This is a genomic window from Faecalibacterium tardum, from assembly GCF_040096515.1.
Taxonomy (GTDB): domain Bacteria; phylum Bacillota; class Clostridia; order Oscillospirales; family Ruminococcaceae; genus Faecalibacterium; species Faecalibacterium tardum.
The window spans coordinates 1-23833 of record NZ_JBBMEO010000031.1 but is presented as its reverse complement, the minus strand read 5'-3'; the positions used below and the strand labels follow the sequence as shown (position 1 = coordinate 23833).

Below are 23833 nucleotides of genomic sequence, written 5' to 3'. Positions count from 1 at the left end.
CTGCGCGACAGCTCCCCCAAGGGGGAGCGAGCGCCCGCCCCCAGCGCCGCGCTTTCGCAGAAAGCGGCGCTGCAAATGCCGTTTCCCTCTACGACCCCTCCGGTGAAAATGCGTTTGGAGCGCTCCGCAGAGCGCGACAAACGCGAAATTTAAAATATTCTTTCCGCTAAATATGTGCAGAGCGCAGCGGAGCACATTCTAAATCGTCCCGTCATAGGTGTATAAAGACTTTTCTTTTTGCATAGAAATGTGCTTTTGATTATGGTATACTAACAGCAGACTGAAAAAGCTGCCCCTTGCAAGGGGCTTATCCGATACAAAAACGAGGAACACTATGAAAAAAGTCATTTCGGTCCGTTTCAAGGAAAACGGCAAGAGCTATTATTTCGATCCCGGCGATGCTGTCATCCACACCGGGGAATACGTTATTGTGGAGACTGCCCGCGGCGTGGAGTGCGGCGAGGTGGTGCAGGGTGTGCGGGAGCTGGCGGATGCCGCCGTGCCCAAGGCGCTGAAGCCCATCACCCGCATGGCGGACAGCGTGGATATCCGCCGGATGCGCCAGAACCGCGAGGACGAAAAGCGCGCCTACCGCACCTGTCAGGAGTGCATCGCCCGCCACGGGCTGGAGATGAAGCTGGTGGAGGCCGAGTACACGCTGGACCGCTCCAAGATCATGTTCTACTTCACCGCCGACGGACGGGTAGACTTCCGGGAGCTGGTCAAGGATCTGGCCGGCATCTTCCACACCCGCATCGAGCTGCGCCAGATCGGCGTGCGCGACGAGAGCAAGATGATCGGCGGTCTGGGCATCTGCGGCCAGCCCTTCTGCTGCAGCCGCTTTTTGAAGGATTTCCAGCCCGTTTCCATCAAGATGGCAAAGGAGCAGGGGCTTTCGCTGAACCCCACCAAGATCAGCGGTGCCTGCGGCCGTCTGATGTGCTGCCTTGCCTACGAGGAGAGCGCCTACGAGTACCTGAACAGCATCATGCCCATGGTGGGCAGCACGGTGCGCACCCCGGACGGTCTGGGCACTGTGCTGGAGGTGAACCCGGTATCCGGCTACCTGCGGGTGCGCTGCGGCACCGAAAGCCTTGCCCCCCGGTACTACAAGGTGGGCGTGTGCGAGTATGTGAGCGGCGGCAAGCGCCCGCCCCGCCGTCCCGACCCGGACGATGATTACTCCGGCGTGCGCAACCCCGCCCCGGTGGTGGCAAGCTCCGACGACGAAAAGCGCCCCGCCTGCCCCCGCCGCCGCGCAAGCGAAAAGGAATGAGCATCCGGGTGGTTAGTATTATAAAACTAACTAGGCTTCGTGATTTTCGCTAAAAATCTCCGGCAATTTTGGCTATAAGTTAGGCCGTGCTTTTGTGCAACCCCACAAAATATTTTATTTTGTGGTTGTGGCAACACGGTTAGTCTTGCCTTTTCCGGCCTGCTTTGTTAGAATGCAGACAAGGATACAAATTCCGGGGGGCGTGCGTGGCCGTGCCAAGGTACGTTTCTTCATAATTACATCGGCACGGGATAAAAAAGGAGAGTTTATTATGGCACACAAGGTTTCTGACGCATGTGTTGGCTGCGGCGCTTGCGAGGGCGCTTGCCCGGTTGGCGCTATCACCATCGAGAACGGCGCTGCAGTTGTGAACGCTGATTCCTGCATCGATTGCGGTGCTTGCGAGGGTGCTTGCCCCACTGGTGCAATCGCTGCTGAATAATCAGTAGTTTTTGCTGAAAACGCATCAAAAAGGACTGTTGCACATCTGTGCAGCAGTCCTTTTTTGTGGTATCATAAAGTAAATTCATAAAAAACGCAGTTCGGTGCGTCCGCAGACGCGCCGAACTGCTGAATCAAAAAACATTTTCCCGCTGCACATGGCCAAAGCACACGCGGCGGCCATTCCTGATCGTCCACCGCAAAAGAGGCACTGCACAAAATGCTGTGCAGCCGCCCCGCTTTTTGTTTCATGCACAAATTCCGCAGGAAAATACCCTGCATTTTTTGGAAGGGAAACGGCACACTGTCTATGGAACATTCTACGGAAGTTTTGTATAATAGAACTATGGTCTACTGCACCCCGGAGCACCGGTTCGGCTCGGACGCGCTGCTGCTGGCACGCTTCTGTGAGCCGAAACGCAGCCAGAAAGCCGCAGACTTGTGCTCCGGCTGCGGCATCGTGGCACTGGAATGGCACGACCGGGGGCACCGCGGCCCCTGCACCGCGCTGGAACTGCAGCCCGAGGGCAGCGCCCTGCTGGCGGCAGCGGTGGAAGAGCAGCAGCTCACCCACATCACCCCCGCCTGTGCCGACCTGCGCACATGGCGGCAGGACGAGGGGCAATTTGACGTGTGCGCGTGCAATCCCCCTTATTTTACCGAGGGGCCGCAGAGTCAGAACGCCGCCCACGCCCTTGCCCGGCACGAAAACACCTGCGCTTTGGAGGATGTCTGTGCCTGCGGCTTCCGGCTTTTGAAGGACGGCGGGCGTCTGGCGCTGTGTCACCGCCCCGAGCGGCTGGCCGAAGTGCTTGCTGTGCTGCGCGCCCACCGGCTGGAGCCCAAGCGGCTGGCCTTTGTAAAGAACGCCCCGGAAAACGCTCCGTGGCTGTTCCTTGTGGAAGCCCAGAAGAACCGCAGGACCGGCCTGCGGGTAGAGCCGGACGTGCTCATCCGCGCCGGAGCGGCGCTGTACGGACGATAAATTCAGGAGGTAATTATGGCAGGAACTCTCTACATCGTGGCGACCCCCATCGGCAATCTGGAGGATATGCCGCCCCGGGTGGCTGCCACCTTTGGCGCGGCAGACTTTATTGCCGCCGAGGACACCCGCGTGACCATGAAGCTGCTGAATTATCTGGGGCTGAAAAAGCCCATGGTCAGCTACTACGAGCACGCCTTGCAGAAGGGCGAAGCCATTTTGCAGCGCATCGAAGCAGGGGAGAGCTGCGCTTTGTGCAGCGACGCCGGCATGCCCTGCGTGTCCGACCCGGGCGAGGTCATTGTGCGGGACGCATTGGCGCGGGGCATCAAAGTAGTGCCCATCCCGGCCGCTTCTGCCTGCGTTACCGCACTGGCAGTCTCCGGGCAGGACACCTCCCGCTGGGTGTTCGAGGGCTTTCTGCCGGTGAACCGCAAGCAGAAAAAAGAGCGTCTGGCCGAGCTTTTGCAGGAAAAGCGCACCGTCATCTTTTATGAAGCGCCCCACAAGCTGCGCACCACACTGGACGATCTGACCGCCGCCTTTGGCGCAGACCGCAGCATTACCCTGTGCCGGGAGCTGACCAAGCTCCACGAAGAGATCTGGAAAACTACCTTGGGCGAAGCCGTGGAGCACTACCGCGCCGCCGAGCCCCGGGGCGAGTATGTGCTGGTGATGGCGGGTGCGCCCGCCGGTGCCGCCGAGGAAGAGGAGCTGACCCTGGAACAGGCGGCACAGCGCGCTTTTGCGCTGACCATTGAGGGTTTCAGCGCTTCTGCCGCCGCCAAGACTGCTGCACAGGGCACAGCCTATTCCAAGAGCGAAGTTTACAAGCAGCTGCTGTTGTTGCAGCAGACTACCGAATGAGTATAGAGGAGGATATCTTTCCGTGACAAAACTACTGGTCCTGAGCGACAGCCACGGCGCGCGTGACGCCATTAAGCGCATTTTGAACAAAGAGCAGAACAACGTGGATGCCGTGATCTTTTTAGGGGACGGCCTGCGGGATCTGGAACAGGCGCTGGCCTTTTTCCCTCATCTGCGGGTGTACTCCGTGGCCGGCAACTGCGATTACGGTGCGCTGGAGCCTCTGGATGGCCTTGCGGCCTTTGATCAGACGGTGGTTTTCTATACGCACGGTCACATGTACGGTGTAAAATACGATCTGGACACACTAGCAGACGCTGCCACAGCCCGCGGGGCTGAGGTGGCGCTGTTCGGCCACTCCCACATCCCCCACGCAGAGCAGCGGGGCAATGTATTTTTGTTCAACCCCGGCTCCTGCGGGCGCTGCTACACCGGCCCGGACACCTACGGTCTGCTGACGCTGGAAAACGGCGCAGTGACCGCCTATGAGCACAAAGAGGTACCCAAGCAATGAGCATCAACGAGGTGCGCTATCTGCCGGAATGCGGCAGCACCAACGCCTATGTAAAGGAACATTTTGAGGAGTTTGGCCCCGTTGCGGCGGTATATACCCAAAACCAGACCGCCGGGCGCGGGCGGCTTGGCCGCAGCTGGGTAAACGCCGAGGGCAAGGCGCTGTACTACACGGTGGCCATCAAGGAGCCGCTGGCACAGCCCGCCACCCTGCCGCTGCTGGCAAGCCTTGCGGTGCGCCGCCAGTTGCAGCTGCGTTACGGCGTGGACTGCCAGATCAAGTGGCCCAACGACCTATTGCTGAACGGCAAAAAGATCGTGGGCATCCTGTGCGAAAGCGTAAGCTACGGCTACCAGCAGCAGGGACGCGGCATTTTGTGCGGCATCGGCATCAACCTTGCCCAGCCCCAGAGCTATTTTGACGCCGCCGACCTGCCCCACGGCACCTCGCTGGCCTTGCAGGGCGCTGCGGTGGATCTTGCCACCGATCCCGCATGGCTGGCGGAGGGGCTGACCGATTTTGGCTTTGACCGCAGCCTGTACACCTTTGCCCGGGACGGCTTTGCGCCCTTCCGGGAGGAGTACAAGGCCGCCTGTATTAATCTGGGCCGCCGGGTCACCTTTGACCTGCCGGACGGCAGTCAGGGCGCAGGCGAAGCCGTGGATGTGGACGCCGAGGGGCGTTTAGTGGTGCGCACCGATGCCGGCGAGCAGCACGTTTTCACCGGGGAAGTGTCGGTGCACGGCATCTACGGGGCAGTATAAAGGATAAAAGCGCCTGTCCGGCGAAGCCGGACAGGCGCTTTACTTTCTTCCTTATCTTCTCCGTTTCATCTGGCGGCGGCGCTGGTTGAGGGTCAGCCCGCCGCCGCAGCGCAGGGTGACAAAGCCCAGTGCGCACAGAATCAAAATCAGGGCGCAGAGCAGCAGCAGGGTGGCCTTGAGATCGGTGCGGAAATCCGACACATACTCCCGGTGAGTCACAAGGTCTACCTGTCCCACCTCGTAGCCGTCCAGATAGACGGTGGCGGTGCCCAGCTTCTGGCCTTCCTTAACGGTAGCAGAGACGCGCTCGGGCAGGTCGAAGGAATAGCTTACCTTATCGTCGCTGTGGCCGTAGCCGCTGACCGGTGCGGCGGCGTACAGCTCCACAGCCGGCTCGGTGCGGCACTTGTTCAGGTCTACGGTGGTCAGCACGGTCTTGGTATCCACCAGCGGCCGGTCGGCAAAGCTGGCAAAGGCCCAGTCAAAAAGGTCGTCACACGCGGTAAACAGGTGCTCCGGCGTGTCGCAGCCAAGGATCACCAGCCCATAGTTGTGGCCGTCCTGCTGGGCAAAGGCCACGGTGCAGCGGCCTGCCAGCGTGGTAAAGCCGCCCTTGACCCACCGGACATACTCCCGGTAGTTGGCGCTTTCGCTGTTCATCAGGCTGTTGGAGCTGCTGATGGTACGCTCTGCCTTGCGCAGATTGGTGGCAGGCAGCACATAACTGGCAGTGCCCGCCACCTGTGCAAAGGTCTGGTTCTCCGCGCAGGCGGCGGCGATCTTTGCCAGATCCTGCGCGGTGGACACGTTGCCGTAGTCAAACAGGCCGTGGGCACAGGTAAAGTTCGTGCCGGTGCAGCCCAGCTCCGCCGCCCGGGCGTTCATCTGCTGCACAAAACCCACCACGCTGCCCCCCACGTCCCACGCAATGACGCTGGCGGCGTCGTTGGCGCTGACGATGAGCATAGCGTTCAGCAGGTCGATGCGGCGCACGGTCTCGCCGATGCGCAGCCCCATGGTGGTGCCGTTGGCGTTCTGGATATCCTTGAACTCCTGCGTTAAATCGGTGGGCACGGTCACTTCACCGTTCAGGTCCTTGCCGCTTTCCACCAGCAGCAGGGCAGTCATCAGCTTGGTCAGGCTTGCCACATATTTCTGCTGGTCGGCGTTCTGGCTCAGGATGGTTTTGCCGGTGTCCGCGTTGAACAGATACACTGCCTCAGTCTCTGTTGCAGTCTGGACGGGCATGGGGTATACTGCAAATACCGGCAGCACTGCACTGACGGCGACCGCCAGCGTAAGCACCAGTGCCGCCAACCGGCGGCAGAACGTGTTGTGAAGCATGAAGGTACCCCCTTGAATCCCGCTCCGGCAAAACCGGCGCGCACATTTTTGTTCCTTACTTATAAGAATACCATAAAAGAACCAAAAGAGAAAGGTGGTTTTTAACAATGTTCTTATCCTTTTGTGGAAAAACGCCCCGCGATGAGGGTGCAGCTTTTGTAGCCCCCAGCGCTACCGTGCAGGGAGATGTGATCTTAAAGCCCGGCTCCACCGTCTGGTACGGTGCGGTGCTGCGCGGGGATGACGGCACCCTGACCATCGGCAAAAACAGCAATGTACAGGACAACGCGGTGCTGCACTGCGACATCGGCGGCTGCGTGACCCTTGGCGAAAACGTCACGGTAGGGCACTGCGCACTGGTGCACGGCTGCACCGTAGGGGACGGCAGTCTGATCGGGATGCACGCCACATTGCTGAACCACTGTGTTGTGGGCAAAAACTGCATCATCGGAGCAGGGGCGCTGGTGCCGGAGGGCATGGTCATCCCGGACAACTCGGTGGCGGTGGGCGTGCCCGCCCGGGTCATCAAGCAGGTGAGCCCCGCGCAGGTGGAAGCCAACCTACACAACGCCGCGCACTATGTAGAGCACGGAAAACTGCACGCAGAGCAGATGAAAAACGGGTGAGAGTGCGGCGGGGTCACCCACGCCTTCTCAGGCGCTCCCGCGCCAGATTCCCCTTTTTGTCACCTGCGGTGACATCTTCCCCCGGAGCGGGGGAAGTCTTTCCTCTCAGGGAGAGCCAAGCCGTAAAGCGCATCGCTAAAGTATTAGGTGCAAAGAGGAAGCTTCCGGTGGTGCTCTTGCCTCTCCCTTTGGGAGAGGTGGATGCGAACATAGTGAGCAGACGGAGAGGGCGTACGCCGACAGGCTTTGACTGAAGGAGTTTCCCTATATAATAGGTATAACCCCCGCTCTTCCTGTCCATACTGATGCTGCAAAGGGACGCGGGGGAGTTTTCCACCGGCAAAAAGCGCTGAGATTGTGCATCTTGCACAGAAAATACGGCCATTGACAAAACAGAGAAAATAAAAAAGAAAAATCGTGATTTTCTGCAAAAAACACTTGCCAAATAGACGAAGATGTGATAGAATATCTCTCGGCTGCAAAAGGCTTGTGCGATACAAGTCGTGCAGGCCAGCGATATGCGTTGATGCGGGAGGTTGTCATCCGGCGATAGCTGCGATGGGTTATTTCCGCGGAGTATGTCCGATCTTAGAACCGGGCGAAAAAATTACTGACAGCGATGGAATACGTTCCCTCGGCAGAGAAGTTACTCCTCTGCGAAACGGGTGGAACCAATGTTCGGATTTGATTTGCTAATATGTTTCCGGGAGAACTGCCATGCGGTTCACCGGTTTTTATAGTGCCAAATCGAGGAACACCCGGAACTGTGTAGAGCAATTTATCGGCTCGCCTAGGGCAAAAACAATTTTTCAGGAGGCGTAAGCAATGGCAGTCAAAGAGAAAATCAGAATCCGTCTGCAGAGCTATGATGCTCAGCTGATCGATGCCGCAGCAGAGAAGATCGTGGAGACCGCAAAGCGCACTGGCGCTCGCGTGTCCGGCCCCATCCCCCTGCCCACCGATCGCGAGGTCGTTACCGTTCTGCGCGCTACCCACAAGTACAAGGATAGCCGCGAGCAGTTCGAGAGCCGCACTCATAAGCGTCTGATCGACATTCTGAAGCCGTCCAACAAGACGGTCGAGGCTCTGATGAGCCTCCAGCTCCCCGCTGGCGTGGACATCGAGATCAAGCTGTAAACCACACACGATCAAATTCGATGCCCTCGTTTCCCGAGGGGTCATGTTGGCAGTGACGTGCGCTGCCAACCAATAACCTTTACAGGAGGAAAAGAAAATGGTTAAAGGCATTATCGGCAAGAAAGTCGGTATGACCCAGCTGTTCGATGAGAGCGGCAAGGTTATCCCCGTCACCGTCATCGAGGCAGGCCCCTGCACCGTCGTGCAGAAGAAGACTGTCGAGAGCGATGGCTATCAGGCTGTTCAGCTGGGCTTCGGCGAGGTTTCCGCCAAGAAGGTCAACAAGGCAGCTGCAGGTCACTTCAAGAAGGCAAACGTTGCCCCCAAGAAGACCCTGCGTGAGTTCCGTCTGGACGACGTTTCCGCAATGAACGTTGGCGACATCCTGAAGGCTGACGTCTTTGCAGCAGGCGACAAGGTTGACGTTGCAGGCGTTTCCAAGGGCAAGGGCTACCAGGGCGTTATCAAGCGCTTTGGCCAGCACCGTCTGCGTGAGAGCCACGGCACTGGCCCGGTGGCACGTCATGCAGGTTCTATGGGCGCTATTTCCAACCCCTCTCGCGTGTTCCCCGGCAAGCGCCTGCCCGGCCACATGGGCTGCGTGCGCGTTACCGTGCAGAACCTGACCGTTGTCAAGGTTGACACCGAGAACAATCTGATCGCTGTCAAGGGTGCGGTCCCCGGTTCCAAGGGCACCATCATCACCCTAGCCAACAGCGTCAAGGCGTAAGGAGGAAAGCTACAATGGCAAAGTTTAATGTAGTCGATATGAACGGTCAGCACGTTAGCGAGATCGAGCTTTCCGACGCCGTGTTCGGTATCACCCCGAATGAGAAGGCTGTCCACATTGCTGTGGTGAACTTCCTGGCCAACCAGCGTCAGGGCACCCAGAACACCAAGATCCGCATGGAAGTTTCCGGCGGCGGCAAGAAGCCTTGGCGTCAGAAGGGCACCGGCCACGCTCGTCAGGGCTCCATCCGTGCTCCGCAGTGGACCCACGGCGGCGTTGCTCTGGGCCCCAAGCCCCGCAGCTACAACTACCACATCAACAACAAGGTCAAGCGTCTGGCTCTGCTGAGCGTGTTGTCCGACAAGGCTGCCAATGGCAACATGGTCGTCGTTGACAAGTTTGCTTGCGACGAGTACAAGACCAAGGCTGTGGTCGCTATGCTGAACGCTGTGGGCGCCGGCAAGAAGAACCTGCTGGTCAACGAGACTGTCGATGCAAAGTTCGTCAAGAGCGCTGGCAACATCGCCGGTGTCAAGACCACCTTCGCAGGCAGCGTGAACACCTACGATGTGCTGAACGCCGACAAGCTGATCATCAGCGTCGACGCAGCTAAGAAGCTCGAGGAGGTGCTTGGCTAATGAAAACCGCACATGATATCGTCCTGAAGCCGGTCATTACCGAGAACTCCATGGCTGGCATCGCTGACAAGAAGTACACCTTCAAGGTCGCTACCGATGCTACCAAGGTCGAGATCGCTCAGGCAGTTGAAGTTCTGTTCCCCGGCGTCAAGGTCGCTAAGGTGAACACCGTCTCCGTCCGTGGCCGCTTCCGCCGTCAGGGTATGCACGCTGGTTACACCGCTGCATCCAAGAAGGCTATCGTGACCCTGACCAAGGACTCCAAGGAGATCGAGTTCTTCAACAGCATGGTCTGATAGAACCCGCCGAGGGTTCCTCTATGGGGATATGACCCCGATAATAATTCATAAGATAAACAAAGGAGAATAGCACAATGGCTATCAAAAAGTATGGCCCCACTACTCCGGGCCGCCGCGGCATGACCGTCACGGATTACAGCGTCCTGAGCAAGGTCGCTCCTGAGCGCAGCCTGCTGGAGCCCATGAAGAAGCACAGCGGCCGCAACAACACCGGTCGTATCACCGTCCGCCATCAGGGCGGCGGCAACCGCACCAAGTATCGTGTCATCGACTTCAAGCGTCAGAAGACCGATATCCCCGCTACCGTCAAGACTCTCGAGTACGATCCGAACCGCAGCGCATTCATCGCTCTGGTCGAGTACACCGATGGCGTCAAGAGCTACATCATTGCTCCCGATGGCCTGAAGGTGGGCGACGTGGTCGTCAGCAGCAAGTCTGCCGATATCAAGCCCGGCAACTGCCTGCCCTTCGAGAACATCCCCGTCGGTACCATCATCCACAACATCGAGCTGTATCCCGGCCGCGGCGCTCAGCTGGTTCGTTCCGCTGGCAACATGGCTCAGCTGATGGCTAAGGAGAATGGCTACGCTCTGGTTCGTCTGCCCTCCGGTGAGATGCGCAACGTGCCCCTGAACTGCACCGCAGTCATCGGTCAGGTTTCCAACATCGACCACGAGAACGTCAACCTGGGCAAGGCAGGCCGCAAGCGCCACATGGGCGTGCGTCCCGGCAGCCGTGGTACCGTTATGAACCCCTGCGACCATCCCCACGGTGGTGGCGAGGGCCGCGCACCTGTTGGTCACTCCGGTCCTATGACTCCCTGGGGCAAGCCCGCTCTGGGTCTCAAGACTCGCAAGCATCATAAGCGCTCCGATAAGCTGATCGTGAAGCGTGCAGGTAAGTAAGAGAGGAGTTTAAGACAATGGGTAGAAGCATTAAAAAAGGACCTTTCGTCCAGGCTGCTCTTATGAAGCACGTTGAAGCGATGAACGCTTCCGGCAAGAAGCAGGTCATCAAGACCTGGAGCCGCGCCTCCACGATCTTCCCCGAATTCGTTGGTCACACCTTTGCCGTCCACGACGGCCGCAAGCATGTGCCTGTGTATGTGACTGAGGACATGGTTGGCCACAAGCTGGGTGAGTTCGTTCCCACCCGTACCTTCAAGGGCCACACTGGTAATTCTAAGTAATAGAGGGAGGAACACAACATGGAAGCTCGGGCAATTCTTCGTTATGCCCGCATTAGTCCTCGTAAGGTGTCTATCGTTATGGACCTGATCCGTAACAAGCCCCTGGACGAAGCGCTGGCAATCCTGCAGTACACCCCGAAGGCAGCTTGTGAGCCCCTTCTGAAGCTGGTGAAGTCTGCAGCCGCTAATGCGGAAAACAACTTCAATATGGACAAGAACAACCTCTACGTCGCCGAGTGCTACGTTTGCCCCGGCCCGACGCTGAAGCGCATGATGCCTCGTGCACAGGGCCGCGGCTACCGCATCCTGAAGCGCACCAGCCACATGACCGTTGTTCTGAAAGAGAAAGAGTAAGGAGGGAAAACAATGGGCCAGAAAGTAAATCCGCACGGCATTCGTGTCGGCGTTATTAAAGACTGGGACAGCCGCTGGTTTGCCTCCAAGAAGGATTTCAGCGATAACCTCGTCGAGGATCACAAGATCCGCACTGAGCTGAAGGCTCAGCTGAAGGACGCTGGCGTCCCCAAGATCGAGATCGAGCGCACTGTGGATCCTTCCACTTCCGCTCCTCGCGTTAATGTTAACATCTACTGCGCTAAGCCCGGTATGGTCATCGGCAAGGGCGGCGAAGAGCGCATTGCCCTGCAGAACAAGCTGACCAAGGAGTATGGCAAGACCGTTATCGTCAATGTCATCGAGGTGAAGAGCCCCTCCACCAACGCACAGCTGGTTGCTGAGGACATCGCTCGTCAGCTGGAGAACCGCGTCACCTTCCGTCGTGCTATGAAGCAGTGCATGCGCAATGCCATGAGCCCCCGCGATCGCGCAACCGTTCCTGCAAAGGGCATCAAGGCAATGTGCTCCGGCCGTCTGGGCGGCGCTGATATCGCCCGCACCGAGAGCTACCACGAGGGCACCATCCCCCTGCAGACCCTGCGCGCCGACATCGACTACGGCTTTGCAGAGGCTGCTACCACCTACGGCCGCATCGGCGTTAAGGTGTGGATCTACAAGGGCGAGGTCCTCAAGAGCGCAAAGACCGCTCCTAAGAAGGAAGGAGGCAACAAGTAATGTTACTGCCTAAGCGTGTTAAGTACCGCCGCGTTCAGCGCGGCCGCATGACCGGCAAGGCTACCCGCGGCAACGTGGTGTGCCAGGGTCAGTACGGCCTTGTTGCTCTGGAGCCGGCATGGATCTCCTCCAAGCAGATCGAGGCTGCCCGTGTTGCCATGACTCGTTACATCAAGCGTGGCGGCAAGGTTTGGATCAAGATCTTCCCCGATAAGCCCGTGACTGAAAAGCCCGCTGAGACCCGCATGGGCTCCGGTAAGGGCTCTCCCGAATACTGGGTTGCAGTCGTGAAGCCCGGCCGCGTGATGTTCGAGCTGGCAGATGTCGATGAGGCAACTGCTCGCGAGGCTCTGCGTCTGGCTATGCACAAGCTGCCCATCAAGTGCAAATTTGTTGTCCGTGAGGACTCCGTGAAGGAGGATGGCACCAATGAAGGCTAATGAACTCCGCGAAATGCAGACCGCAGAGCTGACCAGCAAGCTGGCAGATCTGAAGGCTGAGCTGTTTAACCTGCGTTTCCAGCATGCCATCAACCAGCTGGAGAACCCCGGCCGCATCGAAGCAGTCAAGAAGGACATCGCCCGCGTGATGACCGTTCTGGCTGAGAAGCAGTAAGGAGGTTAAACGATGGAAGAACGTAATCTGAGAAAGACCCGCGTCGGCGTTGTCGTGTCCGACAAGATGGATAAGACCATCGTGGTTGCCGTTAAGGATAGCGTGCAGCACCCCCTGTACAAGAAGATCCTGAAGCGTACCGTGAAGTTCAAGGCTCGTGACGAGCAGAACGAGTGCGGTATCGGTGACCGTGTTGAGATCATGGAGTGCCGCCCCCTGAGCAAGGATGTGCGCTGGCGCCTGGTCCGTATCGTTGAGAAGGCAAAGTAATCTTTGCCCGCTGCTTTGAACAGTTTGAAAGGAGATATCTGATATGGTTCAGATGCAAACTTATCTCAAAGTTGCCGACAACACCGGTGCCAAGGAGCTGATGTGCTTCCGTGTGCTGGGCGGCACCCGCAAGAGATACGCAAACATTGGTGACGTCGTGGTCTGCTCTGTCAAGAAGGCAGCCCCCGGCGGCTCCGTTAAGAAGGGCGACGTCGTCAAGGCTGTCATCGTGCGCAGCAAGCATGGCGTGCGCCGCGACGACGGTTCCTACATCCGTTTTGATGAGAACGCCGCCGTTATCGTTATGGCCGACAAGAACCCCAAGGGTACTCGTATCTTTGGACCTGTTGCTCGCGAGCTGCGTGATGCCGGCTACACCAAGATCCTGAGCCTGGCTCCGGAATCGCTGTAAGGAGGTTTTAAAAATGAATAATCTTCATGTTAAAACCGGCGACAACGTGATGATCATCAGCGGCAAGGACAAGGGCCACACTGGTAAGGTCCTGCAGGTCAGCCCCGCTGAAGGCAAGGTCATCGTTGAAGGCCAGAACATGGTTACCAAGCACGTCAAGCCCCGCCGTCAGGGCGAGCAGGGCGGCATCGTTAAGGCCGAGGGCGCTATCTACGCTTCCAAGGTCATGCCCGTCTGCCCCAAGTGCGGCAAGGCCGTGCGTGTGGGCCACGTCGAAAAGGACGGCAAGATGGTTCGCGTCTGCAAGAAGTGCGGCGCTGAGCTGTAAGAAAGGAGTAAGGAACAATGGCTCGTTTGAAAGAACAGTATGTCAATGAAATTGCTCCTGCTCTGAACTCCAAGTTCGGTTACAAGAGCGTTATGCAGATCCCCAAGCTGGACAAGGTCGTCATCAACGTTGCCTGCGGCGAAGCCAAGGAAAACGAGAAGATCCTGGAAGCTGTTATGAAGGATCTGGGCCAGATCACTGGCCAGAAGGCAGTCGTCTGCCGTGCCAAGAAGAGCGTTGCTAACTTCAAGCTGCGCCAGGGCACCCCTATCGGCTGCAAGGTCACCCTGCGTGGTGAGCGTATGTACGAGTTCGTGGATCGCTTCTTCAACGTGGCTCTGCCCCGTGTGCGCGACTTCCGCGGCATCAACGGCAACGGCTTTGACGGCCGCGGCAACTTTGCCTGCGGCATCAAGGAGCAGATCATCTTCCCCGAGATCGAATTCGAGAAGGTCGATGCTGTCCGCGGCATGGATGTCTGCTTCGTCACCACCGCAAAGACTGACGAGGAGGGCAAGGAGCTGCTGAAGGCTCTGGGCGCTCCCTTCGCAGAGAACAACTAAGGGAGGAGATTTGTAAAATGGCTAAACTGTCTATGAAGCTGAAGCAGTCTCGTCCTGCTAAGTTCTCTACCCGTGCATACACCCGCTGCCGCATCTGCGGCCGTCCCCACTCCGTGCTGCGCAAGTACGGTGTGTGCCGTGTGTGCTTCCGTGAGCTGGCCTACAAGGGCGAGATCCCGGGCGTGAAGAAGGCTTCCTGGTAATTTACCAGAGGGCTGGATAGAATGTCGGATATCCGCCCCGGGGCAAACAACTTGTTTCGGGGCGGTATCATTATAAAACAAATGAGAGCTAATCTAAGGAGGTTAGTGGCAAATGCAGATTACTGATCCTATCGCGGACCTGCTGACTCGCATCCGCAACGCTAGCACTGCCAAACACCCTTCTGTGGAGATCCCCGCTTCCAACATGAAGAAGGCTATCTGCCAGATTCTGGTTGACGAGGGCTACATCAAGGGTATGCAGGTCAAGAACGACACTGTTCAGGGCACCATCGTTGTCACCCTGAAGTATCAGGCAAACGGCGAGCCCGTTATTGCCGGCCTGCGCCGTGTGTCCAAGCCCGGCCTGCGCATCTACACCAACTGCGAGGATATGCCCAAGGTCATGAAGGGCCTGGGCACCGCGATCATTTCCACCTCCAAGGGCATCATGACTGACAAGGCCGCACGTGCTGAGCACGTCGGCGGCGAAGTCCTGGCCTACGTGTGGTAAGAAAGGGGTAAAAGACAATGTCGAGAATTGGAAGAAAACCCATCGTCATTCCTGCCGGTGTCACTGTCACTGTCGATGAGGCAGCACACACTGTCGCCGTCAAGGGCCCCAAGGGCAGCCTGAATTCCAACTATCATCCCCTGATGACCGTTAAGGTCGAGGGCAATGAGGTTTTGGTTACCCGCCCCAATGACGAACCCAAGGCCCGCAGCCTGCACGGCCTGACCCGTACCAACATCGCCAACATGGTGAACGGTGTTGTGAACGGCTACGAGAAGAAGCTGGAGATCGTTGGCGTTGGTATGCGCTGCCAGAAGCAGGGCTCCAACCTGGTCATGAACCTGGGCTTCTCTCATCAGGTGAATATCCCCGATACCGAGGATTGCACCATTGTGTGGCAGGATCCCAACCACTTCTCTGTTACCGGTATCGACAAGCAGAAGGTCGGCCAGTATGCTGCAGAGATCCGCGGCAAGAAGCCGCCTGAGCCGTACAAGGGCAAGGGCATCCGCTACGCTGGCGAGGTCGTCAAGCACAAAGAAGGCAAGGCCGGTAAGGGCAAGAAATAAGGTAAGGAGTGAAAGACAATGGTTAAGCAGATCGACAAGAACGAAGCTCGTCTTCGTCGTCATCGCCGCGTTCGCAACAAGATCAGCGGCACCGCAGCACGTCCTCGCCTGGATGTTTTCCGCTCCGCCAAGCACATCTACGCTCAGATCATCGATGATGAGCAGGGCGTTACTCTGGTGTCGGCGTCCACTATGGACAAGGACTTCAACGGCAACGGCGGCAACGTCGAGGCCGCTGCTGAGATCGGCAAGAAGGTTGCAGCAAAGGCTCTGGAAAAGGGCATCACCGAGGTCGTGTTCGACCGTGGTGGCTACGTTTATCATGGCCGTGTTAAGGCCCTGGCTGATGGCGCCCGTGAGGGCGGCCTGAAGCTGTAATGAGAGGAGGAAACACATTATGGCTATGAGAAACCGTGAAGACGACGGCATGATCACCAAGGTTGTGTCTATCAACCGCGTTTCCAAGACTGTCAAGGGCGGCCGCATCATGAAGTTTGCTGCTCTGGTTGTCGTTGGCGACGGCAAGGGCACCATCGGCTACGGCATCGGAAAGTCCGGTGAAGTTCCCGAGGCTATCCGCAAGGGTGAGGCCGCTGCCAAGAAGAACATGCACAAGGTTGCCCTGAAGGGCACCACCATCCCCCACGAGATCGTCGGCAAGTACGGCGCAGGCGCTGTTCTGCTCAAGCCGGCTGCACCCGGTACCGGTATGATCGCCGGCGGCCCCGTGCGTGCCGTCATTGAGGCTGCTGGCATCAAGGACGTTCGTGCGAAGTCTATGCGTTCCAACAACCCCATCAACGTTGTTGCTGCTACCTTTGCAGGTCTGTGCGGTCTGGTCAGCGCCGAGTCTGTCGCTGAGAAGCGCGGCAAGACCGTGAAAGAAATTCTGGGTTAAGGAGGTAACTAACCATGGCAGATAAGATGCTCAAGATCGAGCTGAAGAAGAGCCTGATCGGCCGCGGCGCTAAGCAGATCGCTACCGCTGAGGCTCTGGGCCTGAAGAAGCCGGGCGACGTTACCGTTCAGCCTGACAACGCCGCTACGCAGGGCAAGATCGCAAAGATCGGCTTCCTGCTCAGCGTCACCGAAGCCTAATAGCAGGGGGTATACGCACAATGAAGCTTCATGAATTGCACGCCAGCAAGGGCGCCAATAAGGCTGCAACCCGCAAGGGCCGCGGCATTGGCTCCGGCAATGGCAAGACTGCCGGCTTCGGCAGCAAGGGCCAGAAGGCCCGTTCCGGCGTGAAGCACGCTGGTTTCGAGGGCGGCCAGATGCCTCTGGCACGCCGCCTGCCCAAGGTTGGCTTTAACAACATCTTTGCTACCCAGTACGCCATCGTCAACGTGGCTGATCTGGAGACTGCTTTCAATGCCGGCGATGTCGTCGATACCGAGGCTCTGAAGGCTAAGGGTCTGGTCAAGAAGACTCTGGACGGCGTTAAGGTTCTGGGCAACGGCGAGCTGACCAAGGCTCTGACCGTGAAGGCCGCAGCCTATTCCGCTTCTGCCAAAGAGAAAATCGAGAAGGCAGGCGGAAAGGCTGAGGTGATGTAAGGTGTTCCAGACATTCCGTAACGCATGGAAGATCCCCGAGCTTAAAAATCGTCTTCTGTTCACGCTGGCGATCCTCGTGGTTTACCGTCTTGGCTGTGCCATCCCCGTGCCGTTCGTTTCCGGCTCTGCACTGACGCAGATGTTTGCAAACGGCGATATGCTCTCGTACCTCAATATGATGAGCGGCGGCGCACTGGCAAGATGCACGCTCTTCGCGTTAGGTGTGACACCCTATATCAACGCCTCTATTATTGTGCAGCTGCTGACTGTGGCCATTCCCGCGCTGGAAAATCTGGCAAAGGAAGCGGACGGCCAGCAGAAGCTGCAGCAGATCAACCGGTATGCCGGTGCCGTGGTCGCACTGATCATGAGCATTGGCTACTACTTCGTGATCCGCAATATGGGTGCACTGAAGTATGTTTCCGGCGCAGTCGGCGTGTTCGCCGCTGTGGTCATCATCGCTACCTTCGTTGCAGGTGCTCAGCTGATCACCTGGGCGGGCGAGCAGATCGATGACAAGGGTATCGGCAACGGTGTTTCCCTTCTGATCTTCGCCTCCATCGTTTCCAACTGGTCCTCGCTGTACACCTCTGTGACGGGTCTGATGACCCGCGCAGCGGCCGGCGAGCCTCAGTTCTATATCCTGCTGCCCGTTCTGGTAATTCTGGCACTGGTCGCTGTGGTCTTTGTGGTGGTCATGACTAACGCAGAGCGCCGCATCACCATCCAGTACGCCAAGCGTGTGGTGGGTCGGAAGCAGATGGGCGGCCAGAACAGCTACCTGCCCCTGAAGCTGAACATGAGCGGCGTCATGCCCATCATCTTCGCTTCGGCACTGGTGTCCATCCCGGGCACCATCGGCAGCTTTTTGCAGATCGATCAGACCGCTCACCCGGTCTGGTATGCGTTCTTCCATACCTTCAACTACACCTCCTGGCTGTACGTTGTGATCTACCTGCTGCTGATTTTGGCATTCAACTACTTCTATGTGGCCATCCAGTACAACCCTGTTGAGATCGCCAACAATCTGCGCCGCAACAACGGCTCGATCCCCGGCTTCCGTCCCGGTAAGCCGACCAGCGATTTCATCACCCGCACCCTGAACAAGATCACCCTCATCGGTGCCATCTTCCTGGCTGCGGTGGCTGTGCTGCCGATCATTCTGGGCAACCTGACCGGTATGAGCATTCAGCTGGGCGGTACCAGCCTGCTGATCGTGGTTGGTGTGGCACTGGATACCACCCGCAGCCTCGATAGCTTTATGACCATGCGCAACCACAAGGGTTTCCTTGGCTGATCTGAAGCAATAAAGATGTAAGAAAGCACTGGAAAGGAGAGTACGCTCATACTTTTCAGTGCTTTTTTGCTTTTTGTACGGTATGTTTCTATCATGTGACATATAAGAAAGGAAGCGATCCTATGAATCTGATCCTGTTGGGCGCACCCGGCGCAGGCAAAGGCACGCAGGCCGAAATCATCTGCGCAAAGCTGAACATCCCTTCCATCAGCACCGGCAACATCCTGCGCGCTGCTGTCAAGGAGGGCACCGAGATGGGTCTGAAGGCCAAGAGCTTTATGGACGCTGGTGCTCTGGTGCCCGATGAAGTCATCATCGGCATCCTGAAGGAGCGTCTGGCACAGGCTGACTGCGCCAACGGCTTCATTCTGGACGGCGTGCCTCGCACCATTGCGCAGGCAGAGGCCATCGAGACCATGGGCATCCGCATCGACAAGGTGCTGGAACTGCAGGTTGAGGACAGCGTGATCGTGGAGCGCATGAGCGGCCGCCGCGTCTGCGAGAAGTGCGGCGCAAGCTACCACATCCTGAACAAGAAGAGCAAGGTGGAGGGCGTCTGCGACCTGTGCGGCGGCAAGACCGTCATCCGCAAGGACGACCAGCCCGCAACCGTGCTGGATCGTTTGAAAGCCTACCATGAGCAGACCGAGCCGCTGGTGGAGTTCTACCGCACCCGCGGCAAGCTGGCAGAGATCAAGTTCTGCCCCTCCATCGAGGAGACTACGGCTGAAGTCATGAAGGCTTTGGAGGCATAAGCGTGATTCAGATCAAAAATGCAAAAGAGCTGGACGGTATGCGCCGGGCAAACGCCCTGAGCGCAGCTGCCCTGAAGTACGGCGGAGAGCACATCGAAGCAGGCATGACCACTTGGGAGCTGGACAAGCTGATCTACGACTTCATCGTGAAGCACGGCGGCATCCCCAACTTCAAGGGTCTGTACGGTTTTCCCGGCACAGCCTGCATCAGCCTGAACGATACCGTCATCCACGGCATCCCCTCTCATGATATCGTCATCCGCCCGGGTGACATCGTGAGCATCGACACCGGTGCCAAGGTGGACGGCTTCAACGGCGACAACGCCTGCACCTACGCGGTGGGCAAGGTGGATCTGGAAGCCCAGCGCCTGCTGGAGGTGACCAAGGCTTCTCTGTACAAGGGCATCGGGCAGGCCGTGGCGGGCAACCGCATCGGCGATATCGGCTACGCCGTGCAGAGCTACTGCGAGGACGCGGGCTTCTCTGTGGTGCGTGACTTTGTGGGTCACGGCACCGGCAAGGAACTGCACGAGGACCCCGAGGTGCCCAACTACGGCCATCAGGGTCGTGGACCCCGTCTGGTGCCCGGCATGACCATCGCCATTGAGCCGATGATCTGTCAGGGAGACTACAAGATCAAGCAGCTCAGCGACGGCTGGACTGTCAAGACCAAGGACGGCGGGCTGGCTGCTCACTTTGAGCACTCCATCGCCATCCTGAAGGACCGCACCGAGATCATGACCCGCAGCTGGGATGACCCGGATTTTGACCCGGCCACCTTCAGCCTGAAGTAAGCAACTTTTAAAAGAAGCCGCTGCACGGACGATGTGCGGCGGCTTCTTTCTCTTTTCACCCCTGCAGTTTGTGCAATTGTGACAAGTTTTCGTGAAAAAGTTTCACCTTCACGGTGGAGAAACGCGAAAGGAGGACGGGACGGAAAAGAGCTTTTATACAGAATAATTTTTTATCGGAAATACGGAAAAAACCTCTTGCAAATTGACAACAAAAGGTGTATAATCTATAAATGGCTGTGGAAGCCAGATACTTCCTCGACGGACAGACTCAGTCTGCCCGTTTTGCGGATTTTGTGCCGCAGGAGATGAAGTATGTGGCGCTCATCGCCACCTGTCCGTCTGGGAATCGGCGTGAAAGCTCCCCGAAAGAGAAGCGGCAAACTGCACAAAAACGGGCGCAGGCACGGAGGAATGCAGTGCTTTCTGTTTTTTGGAGCGGGAGCACCGGTGCTCAATTATGACAAACTGAGCAGATCCAATGAGGAGGCAAATAGCTTGTCTAAAGAAGACGTCATCGAGATCGAAGGCATTGTGCGTGAAGCCATGCCCAACGCCATCTTTAAGGTGGAAATGTTGAGCGAGGATAAGAACACCGGGAAGCTCACTCCCAGCGGTCACATCCTCTTAGCGCACATCTCCGGCAAGCTGCGGACCAATTTCATCCGTATCCTGCCCGGGGACAAGGTAACCGTGGAAATGTCGCCCTATGATCTTTCTAAGGGCCGCATCACCTGGCGCTCCAAATAAGCGTCAGGGCATCAACCAAAAGGAGGTTCAACATCATGAAGGTCAAGCCTTCCGTGAAACCCATCTGCGAAAAGTGCAAGGTCATCCGCCGCAAAGGCCGCGTGATGGTCATCTGCCAGAACCCCAAGCACAAGCAGCGCCAGGGCTAATTCGGGCGCCTGGGGGTCAAGTGCGTAGAGTCCCGGCGCAGACCCCGACACTGACATGGGATGATTTTTGGAGGAAACTACTATGGCACGTATTGCCGGCGTTGACCTGCCCCGCGAGAAGCGCGTTCAGGTGGGTCTCACCTACGTTTATGGTATCGGCCAGACCACTGCTAACAAGATCCTGGAAGCAACTGGCATCAACCCCGATACCCGCGTCAAGGATCTGACTCTGGACGAAGAGGCTAAGATCCGTGACTACATCGATCAGGCAAACATCCTCGTTGAAGGCGACCTGCGCCGCAACGTGGCTCTGGACATCAAGCGTCTGGTCGAGATCCAGTCCTTCCGTGGCACCCGCCATCGCAAGAATCTGCCCTGCCGCGGCCAGCGCACCAAGACCAATGCTCGTACCTGCAAGGGTCCCAAGCGCACTGTCGCAAACAAGAAGAAGTAAGGAGGATTTGAGAAATGGCAAGTGCAAATAACGCCAAGAAGGGCGCAAATGTCCGCATGAAGCGGAAAGAGCGCAAGAACATTGCTGCTGGTCAGGCTCACATCCAGTCTACCTTCAACAATACTGTCGTTACCATCACCGACCTGCAGGGTAATGCAGTGTCTTGGTGCTCCTCCGGCTCCCTGAACTTCCGTGGCAGCCGCAAGAGCACCCCGTTCGCAGCTCAGTCCGCTGCCGAGACTGCAGCTAAGACTGCAATCGAGCACGGCATGAAGACTGTTGAAGTTTACGTCAAGGGCCCCGGCGCTGGCCGCGAGTCCGCTATCCGTGCGCTGCAGGCTACCGGTCTGGAAGTCACCCTGATCAAGGACGTGACTCCCATCCCCCACAACGGCTGCCGTCCCCCGAAGCGCCGTCGTGTCTGATCGAAGGAGGAAATTGAATTATGGCAAAGAATACGCAGCCTATCGCAAAGCGTTGCAAGGCCCTGGGCATTTCTCCTGCGGTCATGGGCTATGCAAAGAAGAATACTACCCGCAACTCCAACGGCAACATCCGCAAGAAGCAGTCTGAGTACGCATCTCAGCTGAAGGAGAAGCAGAAGGTCAAGTTCATCTACGGCGTTCTGGAGAAGCAGTTCCACAACGCTTACCTGAAGGCAGAGTCCCGCCCCGGCAAGACCGGTGAGAACCTGCTGCAGATCATGGAGTGCCGTCTGGACAACGTCGTGTTCCGTCTGGGCTTTGCTCAGACCCGCCGCGATGCTCGTCAGCTGGTGTCTCACGCTCACTTCACCGTCAACGGCAAGAAGGTCAACATCCCCTCTTATCAGGTGAAGGCCGGCGATGTGATCGAAGTGCGCGAGTCCAGCCGCAGCTCTGCAAAGTTTGCAAAGCTGACCGGTGCCGAGGCTCCCGTCGTGGCTCTGCCCGCATGGCTGAACCGCGAGACCGGTTCTCTGAAGGGCGTTGTCGCTAAGCTGCCCGAGCGCAGCGATATCGACTACGAAGTCGCAGAGCACCTCATCGTCGAGCTGTACTCCAAGTAATCCATTAAGAAGGCGCTGCCTTCCTTTTGGATGGCACGCTTTCGCATTCTTTTTTGAAAGAATTCAATAATGGGCCGGTGGAAACACCGGTTTGACAAGGAGGGCATAGATATGATGGAGATTGAACGTCCCAAGATCGAAACGGCAAGCCTGTCCCCGGACGGTCGCTACGGCAAATTCGTGGCAGAACCTCTGGAGCGTGGCTTTGGCATCACACTGGGCAATAGCCTGCGTCGTGTGCTTCTTTCCTCTCTGCCCGGTGTCGCCGTGACCAGCGTCAAGATTGACGGTGTGGTCCACGAGTTCTCCACCATTGAGGGCGTCAAGGAAGACGTTACCGAAATTGTCCTGAACCTGAAGGGTATCGCTGCAAAGCTGTACACCGATGGTCCGAAGACAGTGCGTGTTGAGGCAGTTGGTCCCTGTGAGGTCACTGCTGACAACATCAAGCAGGGCGACGACATCGAAATTCTGAACCCTGAGTGGCACATTGCAACTCTGGGCGAGGGTGCCAAGCTCGTTATGGAGCTGACTTTCGACAAGGGTCGCGGCTATGTGCCCGCAGAGCGCAACAAACAGGCTATCATCGAGAAGAACGATATCAACACCCTTCCCGTTGACAGCATTTACACCCCTGTGCTCAAGGTGAATTATAACGTCGAGAGCACCCGTGTTGGACAGGCCATTGATTACGACAAGCTGACTATTGAGGTTTGGACGGATGGCACGATCAACGCACAGGAAGCCGTTTCTCTGGCTGCTCGTGTGCTGACCGAGCACCTGAACCTGTTTGTCAACCTGTCTGACGAGGCCGCCGGCGCTGAGATCATGGTAGAAAAGACCAACGACGACAAGGAGAAGGCTCTGGAGATGACTATCGAAGAGCTGGATCTGAGCGTGCGTTCCTTCAACTGCCTGAAGCGCGCAGGGATCAACACGGTGGAAGATCTGGTCAGCAAGAGCGAGGACGAGATGATGAAGGTCCGTAACCTCGGTCGCAAGAGCCTGGAGGAAGTCATGGCAAAGCTGGACTCCCTTGGCTTCAAGCTGAACACGGATGACGAATAACTAAAATAATTTAAGGAGTGAAACGGGATGCCCGGTACCAGAAAGCTCGGTAGAACCAGCGACAGCCGCAACGCTATGATGCGCGCTATGGTTACCTACCTGTTAGAGAATGGCAAGATTGAGACCACTGTCACTCGCGCTAAGGACGTTCGTTCCATGGCCGAGAAGATGATCAGCCTTGGCAAGGCCAGCGACCTGCACACCAAGCGTCAGGTCTACGCCTACATCACCAAGGAAGATGTTGCAAAGAAGCTGTTTGACGAGATCAGCCCCAAGTACGCTGACCGCAACGGCGGCTACACCCGCATCATCAAGATCGGCGCTCGCCGCGGCGATGCAGCTGAGATGGCAGTTCTGGAGCTCGTCTGATCCTGCTCTGACTGTTTGATACAGTAACAAGAGAAACCATTGCACAGCTTTTGTGCGGTGGTTTCTTTTTTTGCAACTTATTGCAAAAGTGCGTGGGATGTTCTCTTTTGACACCAAAAGAGAACCAGAAAAGTGCATTGCGCTCCGTGGGGTGACTTTCTGCTTGTTTTCAGCGTGCAAAGACGCTCCGCTGGGGGGGGGGGGGGGGGGGGGGGGGGGGGGGGGGGGGGGGGGGGGGGGGGGG

39 protein-coding genes are annotated in these 23833 nt (G+C 57.5%); 38 read left to right on the top strand and 1 reads right to left on the bottom strand.

The features are described from left to right. Positions 1-334 precede the first annotated feature (334 nt). The 6 genes from WMO44_RS12625 (at position 335) to WMO44_RS12600 (ending at position 4844) form a co-directional block, all read left to right on the top strand. Positions 335-1276: a PSP1 domain-containing protein gene (locus WMO44_RS12625; protein ID WP_349152794.1), complete on the top strand. Its 942-nt coding sequence runs from the start codon at positions 335-337 to the stop codon at positions 1274-1276. Positions 1277-1547: 271 nt separating this feature from the next. Then, positions 1548-1718: a 4Fe-4S ferredoxin gene (gene fdxA, locus WMO44_RS12620; RefSeq protein ID WP_006735241.1), complete on the top strand. Its 171-nt coding sequence runs from the start codon at positions 1548-1550 to the stop codon at positions 1716-1718. 309 nt (positions 1719-2027) lie between these two features. Next, the gene (locus WMO44_RS12615; RefSeq protein ID WP_249408267.1) at positions 2028-2702 is read left to right on the top strand and encodes a tRNA1(Val) (adenine(37)-N6)-methyltransferase; all 675 of its coding nucleotides are present in this window, start codon (positions 2028-2030) and stop codon (positions 2700-2702) included. A 15-nt stretch (positions 2703-2717) separates the two neighbouring features. Then, complete coding sequence (gene rsmI, locus WMO44_RS12610; RefSeq protein ID WP_349152793.1) at positions 2718-3566, top strand: 16S rRNA (cytidine(1402)-2'-O)-methyltransferase; 849 nt, start codon at positions 2718-2720, stop codon at positions 3564-3566. A gap of 22 nt (positions 3567-3588) precedes the next feature. Then, a complete protein-coding gene (locus WMO44_RS12605) occupies positions 3589-4080 on the top strand; it encodes a metallophosphoesterase family protein (protein ID WP_349152792.1) in 492 nt (163 codons plus the stop codon). Continuing rightward, positions 4077-4844, top strand: coding sequence for a biotin--[acetyl-CoA-carboxylase] ligase (locus WMO44_RS12600; protein WP_349152791.1), 768 nt, complete (start codon positions 4077-4079; stop codon positions 4842-4844). The genes WMO44_RS12605 and WMO44_RS12600 overlap by 4 nt, the downstream gene beginning before the upstream one ends. A 51-nt stretch (positions 4845-4895) precedes the next feature. Here the strand turns inward: WMO44_RS12600 and WMO44_RS12595 are convergent, their stop codons facing one another. Beyond that, positions 4896-6188, bottom strand: a complete 1293-nt coding sequence (locus tag WMO44_RS12595) for a D-alanyl-D-alanine carboxypeptidase family protein (protein ID WP_349152790.1) — start codon at positions 6186-6188, stop codon at positions 4896-4898. Positions 6189-6295: 107 nt separating this feature from the next. Here WMO44_RS12595 and WMO44_RS12590 point away from each other — a divergent pair, with 107 nt between their 5' ends. The 32 genes from WMO44_RS12590 (at position 6296) to rplQ (ending at position 23589) form a co-directional block, all read left to right on the top strand. After that, complete coding sequence (locus WMO44_RS12590) at positions 6296-6814, top strand: gamma carbonic anhydrase family protein (RefSeq protein WP_349152789.1); 519 nt, start codon at positions 6296-6298, stop codon at positions 6812-6814. 825 nt (positions 6815-7639) lie between these two features. Next, positions 7640-7951 (top strand): 30S ribosomal protein S10, encoded by a 312-nt coding sequence (rpsJ, locus tag WMO44_RS12585; protein ID WP_005921888.1) that lies wholly within the window; start codon positions 7640-7642, stop codon positions 7949-7951. 97 nt (positions 7952-8048) lie between these two features. Further along, on the top strand, positions 8049-8681 hold the full coding sequence (gene rplC / locus WMO44_RS12580; protein ID WP_005921887.1) for a 50S ribosomal protein L3: 633 nt from the start codon (positions 8049-8051) through the stop codon (positions 8679-8681). A 14-nt stretch (positions 8682-8695) separates the two neighbouring features. Next, positions 8696-9319 (top strand): 50S ribosomal protein L4, encoded by a 624-nt coding sequence (gene rplD, locus WMO44_RS12575; RefSeq protein ID WP_005921886.1) that lies wholly within the window; start codon positions 8696-8698, stop codon positions 9317-9319. Continuing rightward, on the top strand, positions 9319-9615 hold the full coding sequence (gene rplW / locus WMO44_RS12570; RefSeq protein ID WP_005921885.1) for a 50S ribosomal protein L23: 297 nt from the start codon (positions 9319-9321) through the stop codon (positions 9613-9615). The genes rplD and rplW overlap by 1 nt, the downstream gene beginning before the upstream one ends. 77 nt (positions 9616-9692) lie before the next feature. After that, entirely contained in the window at positions 9693-10523 is an 831-nt protein-coding gene (gene rplB / locus WMO44_RS12565) for a 50S ribosomal protein L2 (RefSeq protein ID WP_055185965.1), read from the top strand. Positions 10524-10540: 17 nt separating this feature from the next. Continuing rightward, on the top strand, positions 10541-10807 hold the full coding sequence (gene rpsS, locus WMO44_RS12560; RefSeq protein WP_005921883.1) for a 30S ribosomal protein S19: 267 nt from the start codon (positions 10541-10543) through the stop codon (positions 10805-10807). A gap of 18 nt (positions 10808-10825) precedes the next feature. Then, on the top strand, positions 10826-11161 hold the full coding sequence (gene rplV / locus WMO44_RS12555) for a 50S ribosomal protein L22 (RefSeq protein WP_005921882.1): 336 nt from the start codon (positions 10826-10828) through the stop codon (positions 11159-11161). Between the two features lie 12 nt (positions 11162-11173). After that, positions 11174-11878, top strand: a complete 705-nt coding sequence (gene rpsC / locus WMO44_RS12550) for a 30S ribosomal protein S3 (protein ID WP_005921881.1) — start codon at positions 11174-11176, stop codon at positions 11876-11878. Next, complete coding sequence (gene rplP / locus WMO44_RS12545; protein WP_005921880.1) at positions 11878-12318, top strand: 50S ribosomal protein L16; 441 nt, start codon at positions 11878-11880, stop codon at positions 12316-12318. The genes rpsC and rplP overlap by 1 nt, the downstream gene beginning before the upstream one ends. Continuing rightward, positions 12308-12493: a 50S ribosomal protein L29 gene (gene rpmC, locus WMO44_RS12540; RefSeq protein WP_005921879.1), complete on the top strand. Its 186-nt coding sequence runs from the start codon at positions 12308-12310 to the stop codon at positions 12491-12493. The genes rplP and rpmC overlap by 11 nt, the downstream gene beginning before the upstream one ends. A gap of 12 nt (positions 12494-12505) precedes the next feature. Further along, positions 12506-12763: a 30S ribosomal protein S17 gene (rpsQ, locus tag WMO44_RS12535; RefSeq protein WP_005921877.1), complete on the top strand. Its 258-nt coding sequence runs from the start codon at positions 12506-12508 to the stop codon at positions 12761-12763. 43 nt (positions 12764-12806) lie between these two features. Then, the gene (gene rplN, locus WMO44_RS12530; RefSeq protein ID WP_005921875.1) at positions 12807-13175 is read left to right on the top strand and encodes a 50S ribosomal protein L14; all 369 of its coding nucleotides are present in this window, start codon (positions 12807-12809) and stop codon (positions 13173-13175) included. Between the two features lie 13 nt (positions 13176-13188). Continuing rightward, the gene (gene rplX / locus WMO44_RS12525) at positions 13189-13503 is read left to right on the top strand and encodes a 50S ribosomal protein L24 (RefSeq protein ID WP_015537247.1); all 315 of its coding nucleotides are present in this window, start codon (positions 13189-13191) and stop codon (positions 13501-13503) included. A 17-nt stretch (positions 13504-13520) separates the two neighbouring features. Then, positions 13521-14066: a 50S ribosomal protein L5 gene (rplE, locus tag WMO44_RS12520; protein ID WP_005921869.1), complete on the top strand. Its 546-nt coding sequence runs from the start codon at positions 13521-13523 to the stop codon at positions 14064-14066. A gap of 17 nt (positions 14067-14083) precedes the next feature. Beyond that, entirely contained in the window at positions 14084-14269 is a 186-nt protein-coding gene (locus WMO44_RS12515; RefSeq protein ID WP_005921866.1) for a type Z 30S ribosomal protein S14, read from the top strand. A 112-nt stretch (positions 14270-14381) separates the two neighbouring features. After that, a complete protein-coding gene (rpsH, locus tag WMO44_RS12510) occupies positions 14382-14780 on the top strand; it encodes a 30S ribosomal protein S8 (protein WP_005921861.1) in 399 nt (132 codons plus the stop codon). Between the two features lie 17 nt (positions 14781-14797). Further along, positions 14798-15349, top strand: a complete 552-nt coding sequence (gene rplF / locus WMO44_RS12505) for a 50S ribosomal protein L6 (RefSeq protein WP_005921858.1) — start codon at positions 14798-14800, stop codon at positions 15347-15349. A gap of 18 nt (positions 15350-15367) precedes the next feature. Then, on the top strand, positions 15368-15727 hold the full coding sequence (gene rplR, locus WMO44_RS12500) for a 50S ribosomal protein L18 (protein WP_005921856.1): 360 nt from the start codon (positions 15368-15370) through the stop codon (positions 15725-15727). 19 nt (positions 15728-15746) lie between these two features. Then, positions 15747-16247 carry a 30S ribosomal protein S5 gene (rpsE, locus tag WMO44_RS12495; RefSeq protein ID WP_005921854.1) on the top strand — a complete coding sequence of 167 codons (501 nt, stop codon included), beginning with the start codon at positions 15747-15749 and terminating at the stop codon, positions 16245-16247. Between the two features lie 14 nt (positions 16248-16261). Continuing rightward, positions 16262-16447 carry a 50S ribosomal protein L30 gene (rpmD, locus tag WMO44_RS12490; protein ID WP_005921851.1) on the top strand — a complete coding sequence of 62 codons (186 nt, stop codon included), beginning with the start codon at positions 16262-16264 and terminating at the stop codon, positions 16445-16447. A gap of 20 nt (positions 16448-16467) precedes the next feature. Continuing rightward, positions 16468-16908, top strand: a complete 441-nt coding sequence (gene rplO / locus WMO44_RS12485) for a 50S ribosomal protein L15 (RefSeq protein WP_349152788.1) — start codon at positions 16468-16470, stop codon at positions 16906-16908. Position 16909: 1 nt separating this feature from the next. Then, on the top strand, positions 16910-18205 hold the full coding sequence (gene secY, locus WMO44_RS12480) for a preprotein translocase subunit SecY (protein WP_249241215.1): 1296 nt from the start codon (positions 16910-16912) through the stop codon (positions 18203-18205). A gap of 122 nt (positions 18206-18327) precedes the next feature. Further along, positions 18328-18960 (top strand): adenylate kinase, encoded by a 633-nt coding sequence (locus WMO44_RS12475; RefSeq protein ID WP_005921841.1) that lies wholly within the window; start codon positions 18328-18330, stop codon positions 18958-18960. 2 nt (positions 18961-18962) lie between these two features. After that, positions 18963-19754, top strand: a complete 792-nt coding sequence (map, locus tag WMO44_RS12470; protein WP_005921840.1) for a type I methionyl aminopeptidase — start codon at positions 18963-18965, stop codon at positions 19752-19754. Positions 19755-20249: 495 nt separating this feature from the next. After that, positions 20250-20501 (top strand): translation initiation factor IF-1, encoded by a 252-nt coding sequence (gene infA / locus WMO44_RS12465; RefSeq protein WP_005937979.1) that lies wholly within the window; start codon positions 20250-20252, stop codon positions 20499-20501. A gap of 35 nt (positions 20502-20536) precedes the next feature. Continuing rightward, entirely contained in the window at positions 20537-20650 is a 114-nt protein-coding gene (gene rpmJ / locus WMO44_RS12460; RefSeq protein ID WP_005921832.1) for a 50S ribosomal protein L36, read from the top strand. An 82-nt stretch (positions 20651-20732) separates the two neighbouring features. After that, positions 20733-21104, top strand: coding sequence for a 30S ribosomal protein S13 (gene rpsM / locus WMO44_RS12455; protein WP_005921827.1), 372 nt, complete (start codon positions 20733-20735; stop codon positions 21102-21104). Positions 21105-21118: 14 nt separating this feature from the next. Then, positions 21119-21529: a 30S ribosomal protein S11 gene (gene rpsK / locus WMO44_RS12450; RefSeq protein WP_005921825.1), complete on the top strand. Its 411-nt coding sequence runs from the start codon at positions 21119-21121 to the stop codon at positions 21527-21529. A 20-nt stretch (positions 21530-21549) separates the two neighbouring features. Next, a complete protein-coding gene (gene rpsD, locus WMO44_RS12445; protein WP_349152787.1) occupies positions 21550-22152 on the top strand; it encodes a 30S ribosomal protein S4 in 603 nt (200 codons plus the stop codon). Between the two features lie 111 nt (positions 22153-22263). Then, the gene (locus tag WMO44_RS12440; RefSeq protein ID WP_015537248.1) at positions 22264-23220 is read left to right on the top strand and encodes a DNA-directed RNA polymerase subunit alpha; all 957 of its coding nucleotides are present in this window, start codon (positions 22264-22266) and stop codon (positions 23218-23220) included. Between the two features lie 27 nt (positions 23221-23247). After that, positions 23248-23589, top strand: a complete 342-nt coding sequence (rplQ, locus tag WMO44_RS12435) for a 50S ribosomal protein L17 (protein ID WP_005921819.1) — start codon at positions 23248-23250, stop codon at positions 23587-23589. The last annotated feature ends 244 nt before the right edge of the window (positions 23590-23833 follow it).

Coding starts and splice junctions, on each gene's coding strand:
- WMO44_RS12625 (WP_349152794.1), top strand. CDS start 335: ATGAAAAAAGTCATTTCGGTCCGTTTCAAGGAAAACGGCAAGAGCTAT.
- fdxA (WP_006735241.1), top strand. CDS start 1,548: ATGGCACACAAGGTTTCTGACGCATGTGTTGGCTGCGGCGCTTGCGAG.
- WMO44_RS12615 (WP_249408267.1), top strand. CDS start 2,028: ATGGAACATTCTACGGAAGTTTTGTATAATAGAACTATGGTCTACTGC.
- rsmI (WP_349152793.1), top strand. CDS start 2,718: ATGGCAGGAACTCTCTACATCGTGGCGACCCCCATCGGCAATCTGGAG.
- WMO44_RS12600 (WP_349152791.1), top strand. CDS start 4,077: ATGAGCATCAACGAGGTGCGCTATCTGCCGGAATGCGGCAGCACCAAC.
- WMO44_RS12595 (WP_349152790.1), bottom strand. CDS start 6,188: ATGCTTCACAACACGTTCTGCCGCCGGTTGGCGGCACTGGTGCTTACG.
- WMO44_RS12590 (WP_349152789.1), top strand. CDS start 6,296: ATGTTCTTATCCTTTTGTGGAAAAACGCCCCGCGATGAGGGTGCAGCT.
- rpsJ (WP_005921888.1), top strand. CDS start 7,640: ATGGCAGTCAAAGAGAAAATCAGAATCCGTCTGCAGAGCTATGATGCT.
- rplC (WP_005921887.1), top strand. CDS start 8,049: ATGGTTAAAGGCATTATCGGCAAGAAAGTCGGTATGACCCAGCTGTTC.
- rplD (WP_005921886.1), top strand. CDS start 8,696: ATGGCAAAGTTTAATGTAGTCGATATGAACGGTCAGCACGTTAGCGAG.
- rplW (WP_005921885.1), top strand. CDS start 9,319: ATGAAAACCGCACATGATATCGTCCTGAAGCCGGTCATTACCGAGAAC.
- rplB (WP_055185965.1), top strand. CDS start 9,693: ATGGCTATCAAAAAGTATGGCCCCACTACTCCGGGCCGCCGCGGCATG.
- rpsS (WP_005921883.1), top strand. CDS start 10,541: ATGGGTAGAAGCATTAAAAAAGGACCTTTCGTCCAGGCTGCTCTTATG.
- rplV (WP_005921882.1), top strand. CDS start 10,826: ATGGAAGCTCGGGCAATTCTTCGTTATGCCCGCATTAGTCCTCGTAAG.
- rpsC (WP_005921881.1), top strand. CDS start 11,174: ATGGGCCAGAAAGTAAATCCGCACGGCATTCGTGTCGGCGTTATTAAA.
- rplP (WP_005921880.1), top strand. CDS start 11,878: ATGTTACTGCCTAAGCGTGTTAAGTACCGCCGCGTTCAGCGCGGCCGC.
- rpmC (WP_005921879.1), top strand. CDS start 12,308: ATGAAGGCTAATGAACTCCGCGAAATGCAGACCGCAGAGCTGACCAGC.
- rpsQ (WP_005921877.1), top strand. CDS start 12,506: ATGGAAGAACGTAATCTGAGAAAGACCCGCGTCGGCGTTGTCGTGTCC.
- rplN (WP_005921875.1), top strand. CDS start 12,807: ATGGTTCAGATGCAAACTTATCTCAAAGTTGCCGACAACACCGGTGCC.
- rplX (WP_015537247.1), top strand. CDS start 13,189: ATGAATAATCTTCATGTTAAAACCGGCGACAACGTGATGATCATCAGC.
- rplE (WP_005921869.1), top strand. CDS start 13,521: ATGGCTCGTTTGAAAGAACAGTATGTCAATGAAATTGCTCCTGCTCTG.
- WMO44_RS12515 (WP_005921866.1), top strand. CDS start 14,084: ATGGCTAAACTGTCTATGAAGCTGAAGCAGTCTCGTCCTGCTAAGTTC.
- rpsH (WP_005921861.1), top strand. CDS start 14,382: ATGCAGATTACTGATCCTATCGCGGACCTGCTGACTCGCATCCGCAAC.
- rplF (WP_005921858.1), top strand. CDS start 14,798: ATGTCGAGAATTGGAAGAAAACCCATCGTCATTCCTGCCGGTGTCACT.
- rplR (WP_005921856.1), top strand. CDS start 15,368: ATGGTTAAGCAGATCGACAAGAACGAAGCTCGTCTTCGTCGTCATCGC.
- rpsE (WP_005921854.1), top strand. CDS start 15,747: ATGGCTATGAGAAACCGTGAAGACGACGGCATGATCACCAAGGTTGTG.
- rpmD (WP_005921851.1), top strand. CDS start 16,262: ATGGCAGATAAGATGCTCAAGATCGAGCTGAAGAAGAGCCTGATCGGC.
- rplO (WP_349152788.1), top strand. CDS start 16,468: ATGAAGCTTCATGAATTGCACGCCAGCAAGGGCGCCAATAAGGCTGCA.
- WMO44_RS12475 (WP_005921841.1), top strand. CDS start 18,328: ATGAATCTGATCCTGTTGGGCGCACCCGGCGCAGGCAAAGGCACGCAG.
- rpmJ (WP_005921832.1), top strand. CDS start 20,537: ATGAAGGTCAAGCCTTCCGTGAAACCCATCTGCGAAAAGTGCAAGGTC.
- rpsM (WP_005921827.1), top strand. CDS start 20,733: ATGGCACGTATTGCCGGCGTTGACCTGCCCCGCGAGAAGCGCGTTCAG.
- rpsK (WP_005921825.1), top strand. CDS start 21,119: ATGGCAAGTGCAAATAACGCCAAGAAGGGCGCAAATGTCCGCATGAAG.
- rpsD (WP_349152787.1), top strand. CDS start 21,550: ATGGCAAAGAATACGCAGCCTATCGCAAAGCGTTGCAAGGCCCTGGGC.
- WMO44_RS12440 (WP_015537248.1), top strand. CDS start 22,264: ATGATGGAGATTGAACGTCCCAAGATCGAAACGGCAAGCCTGTCCCCG.
- rplQ (WP_005921819.1), top strand. CDS start 23,248: ATGCCCGGTACCAGAAAGCTCGGTAGAACCAGCGACAGCCGCAACGCT.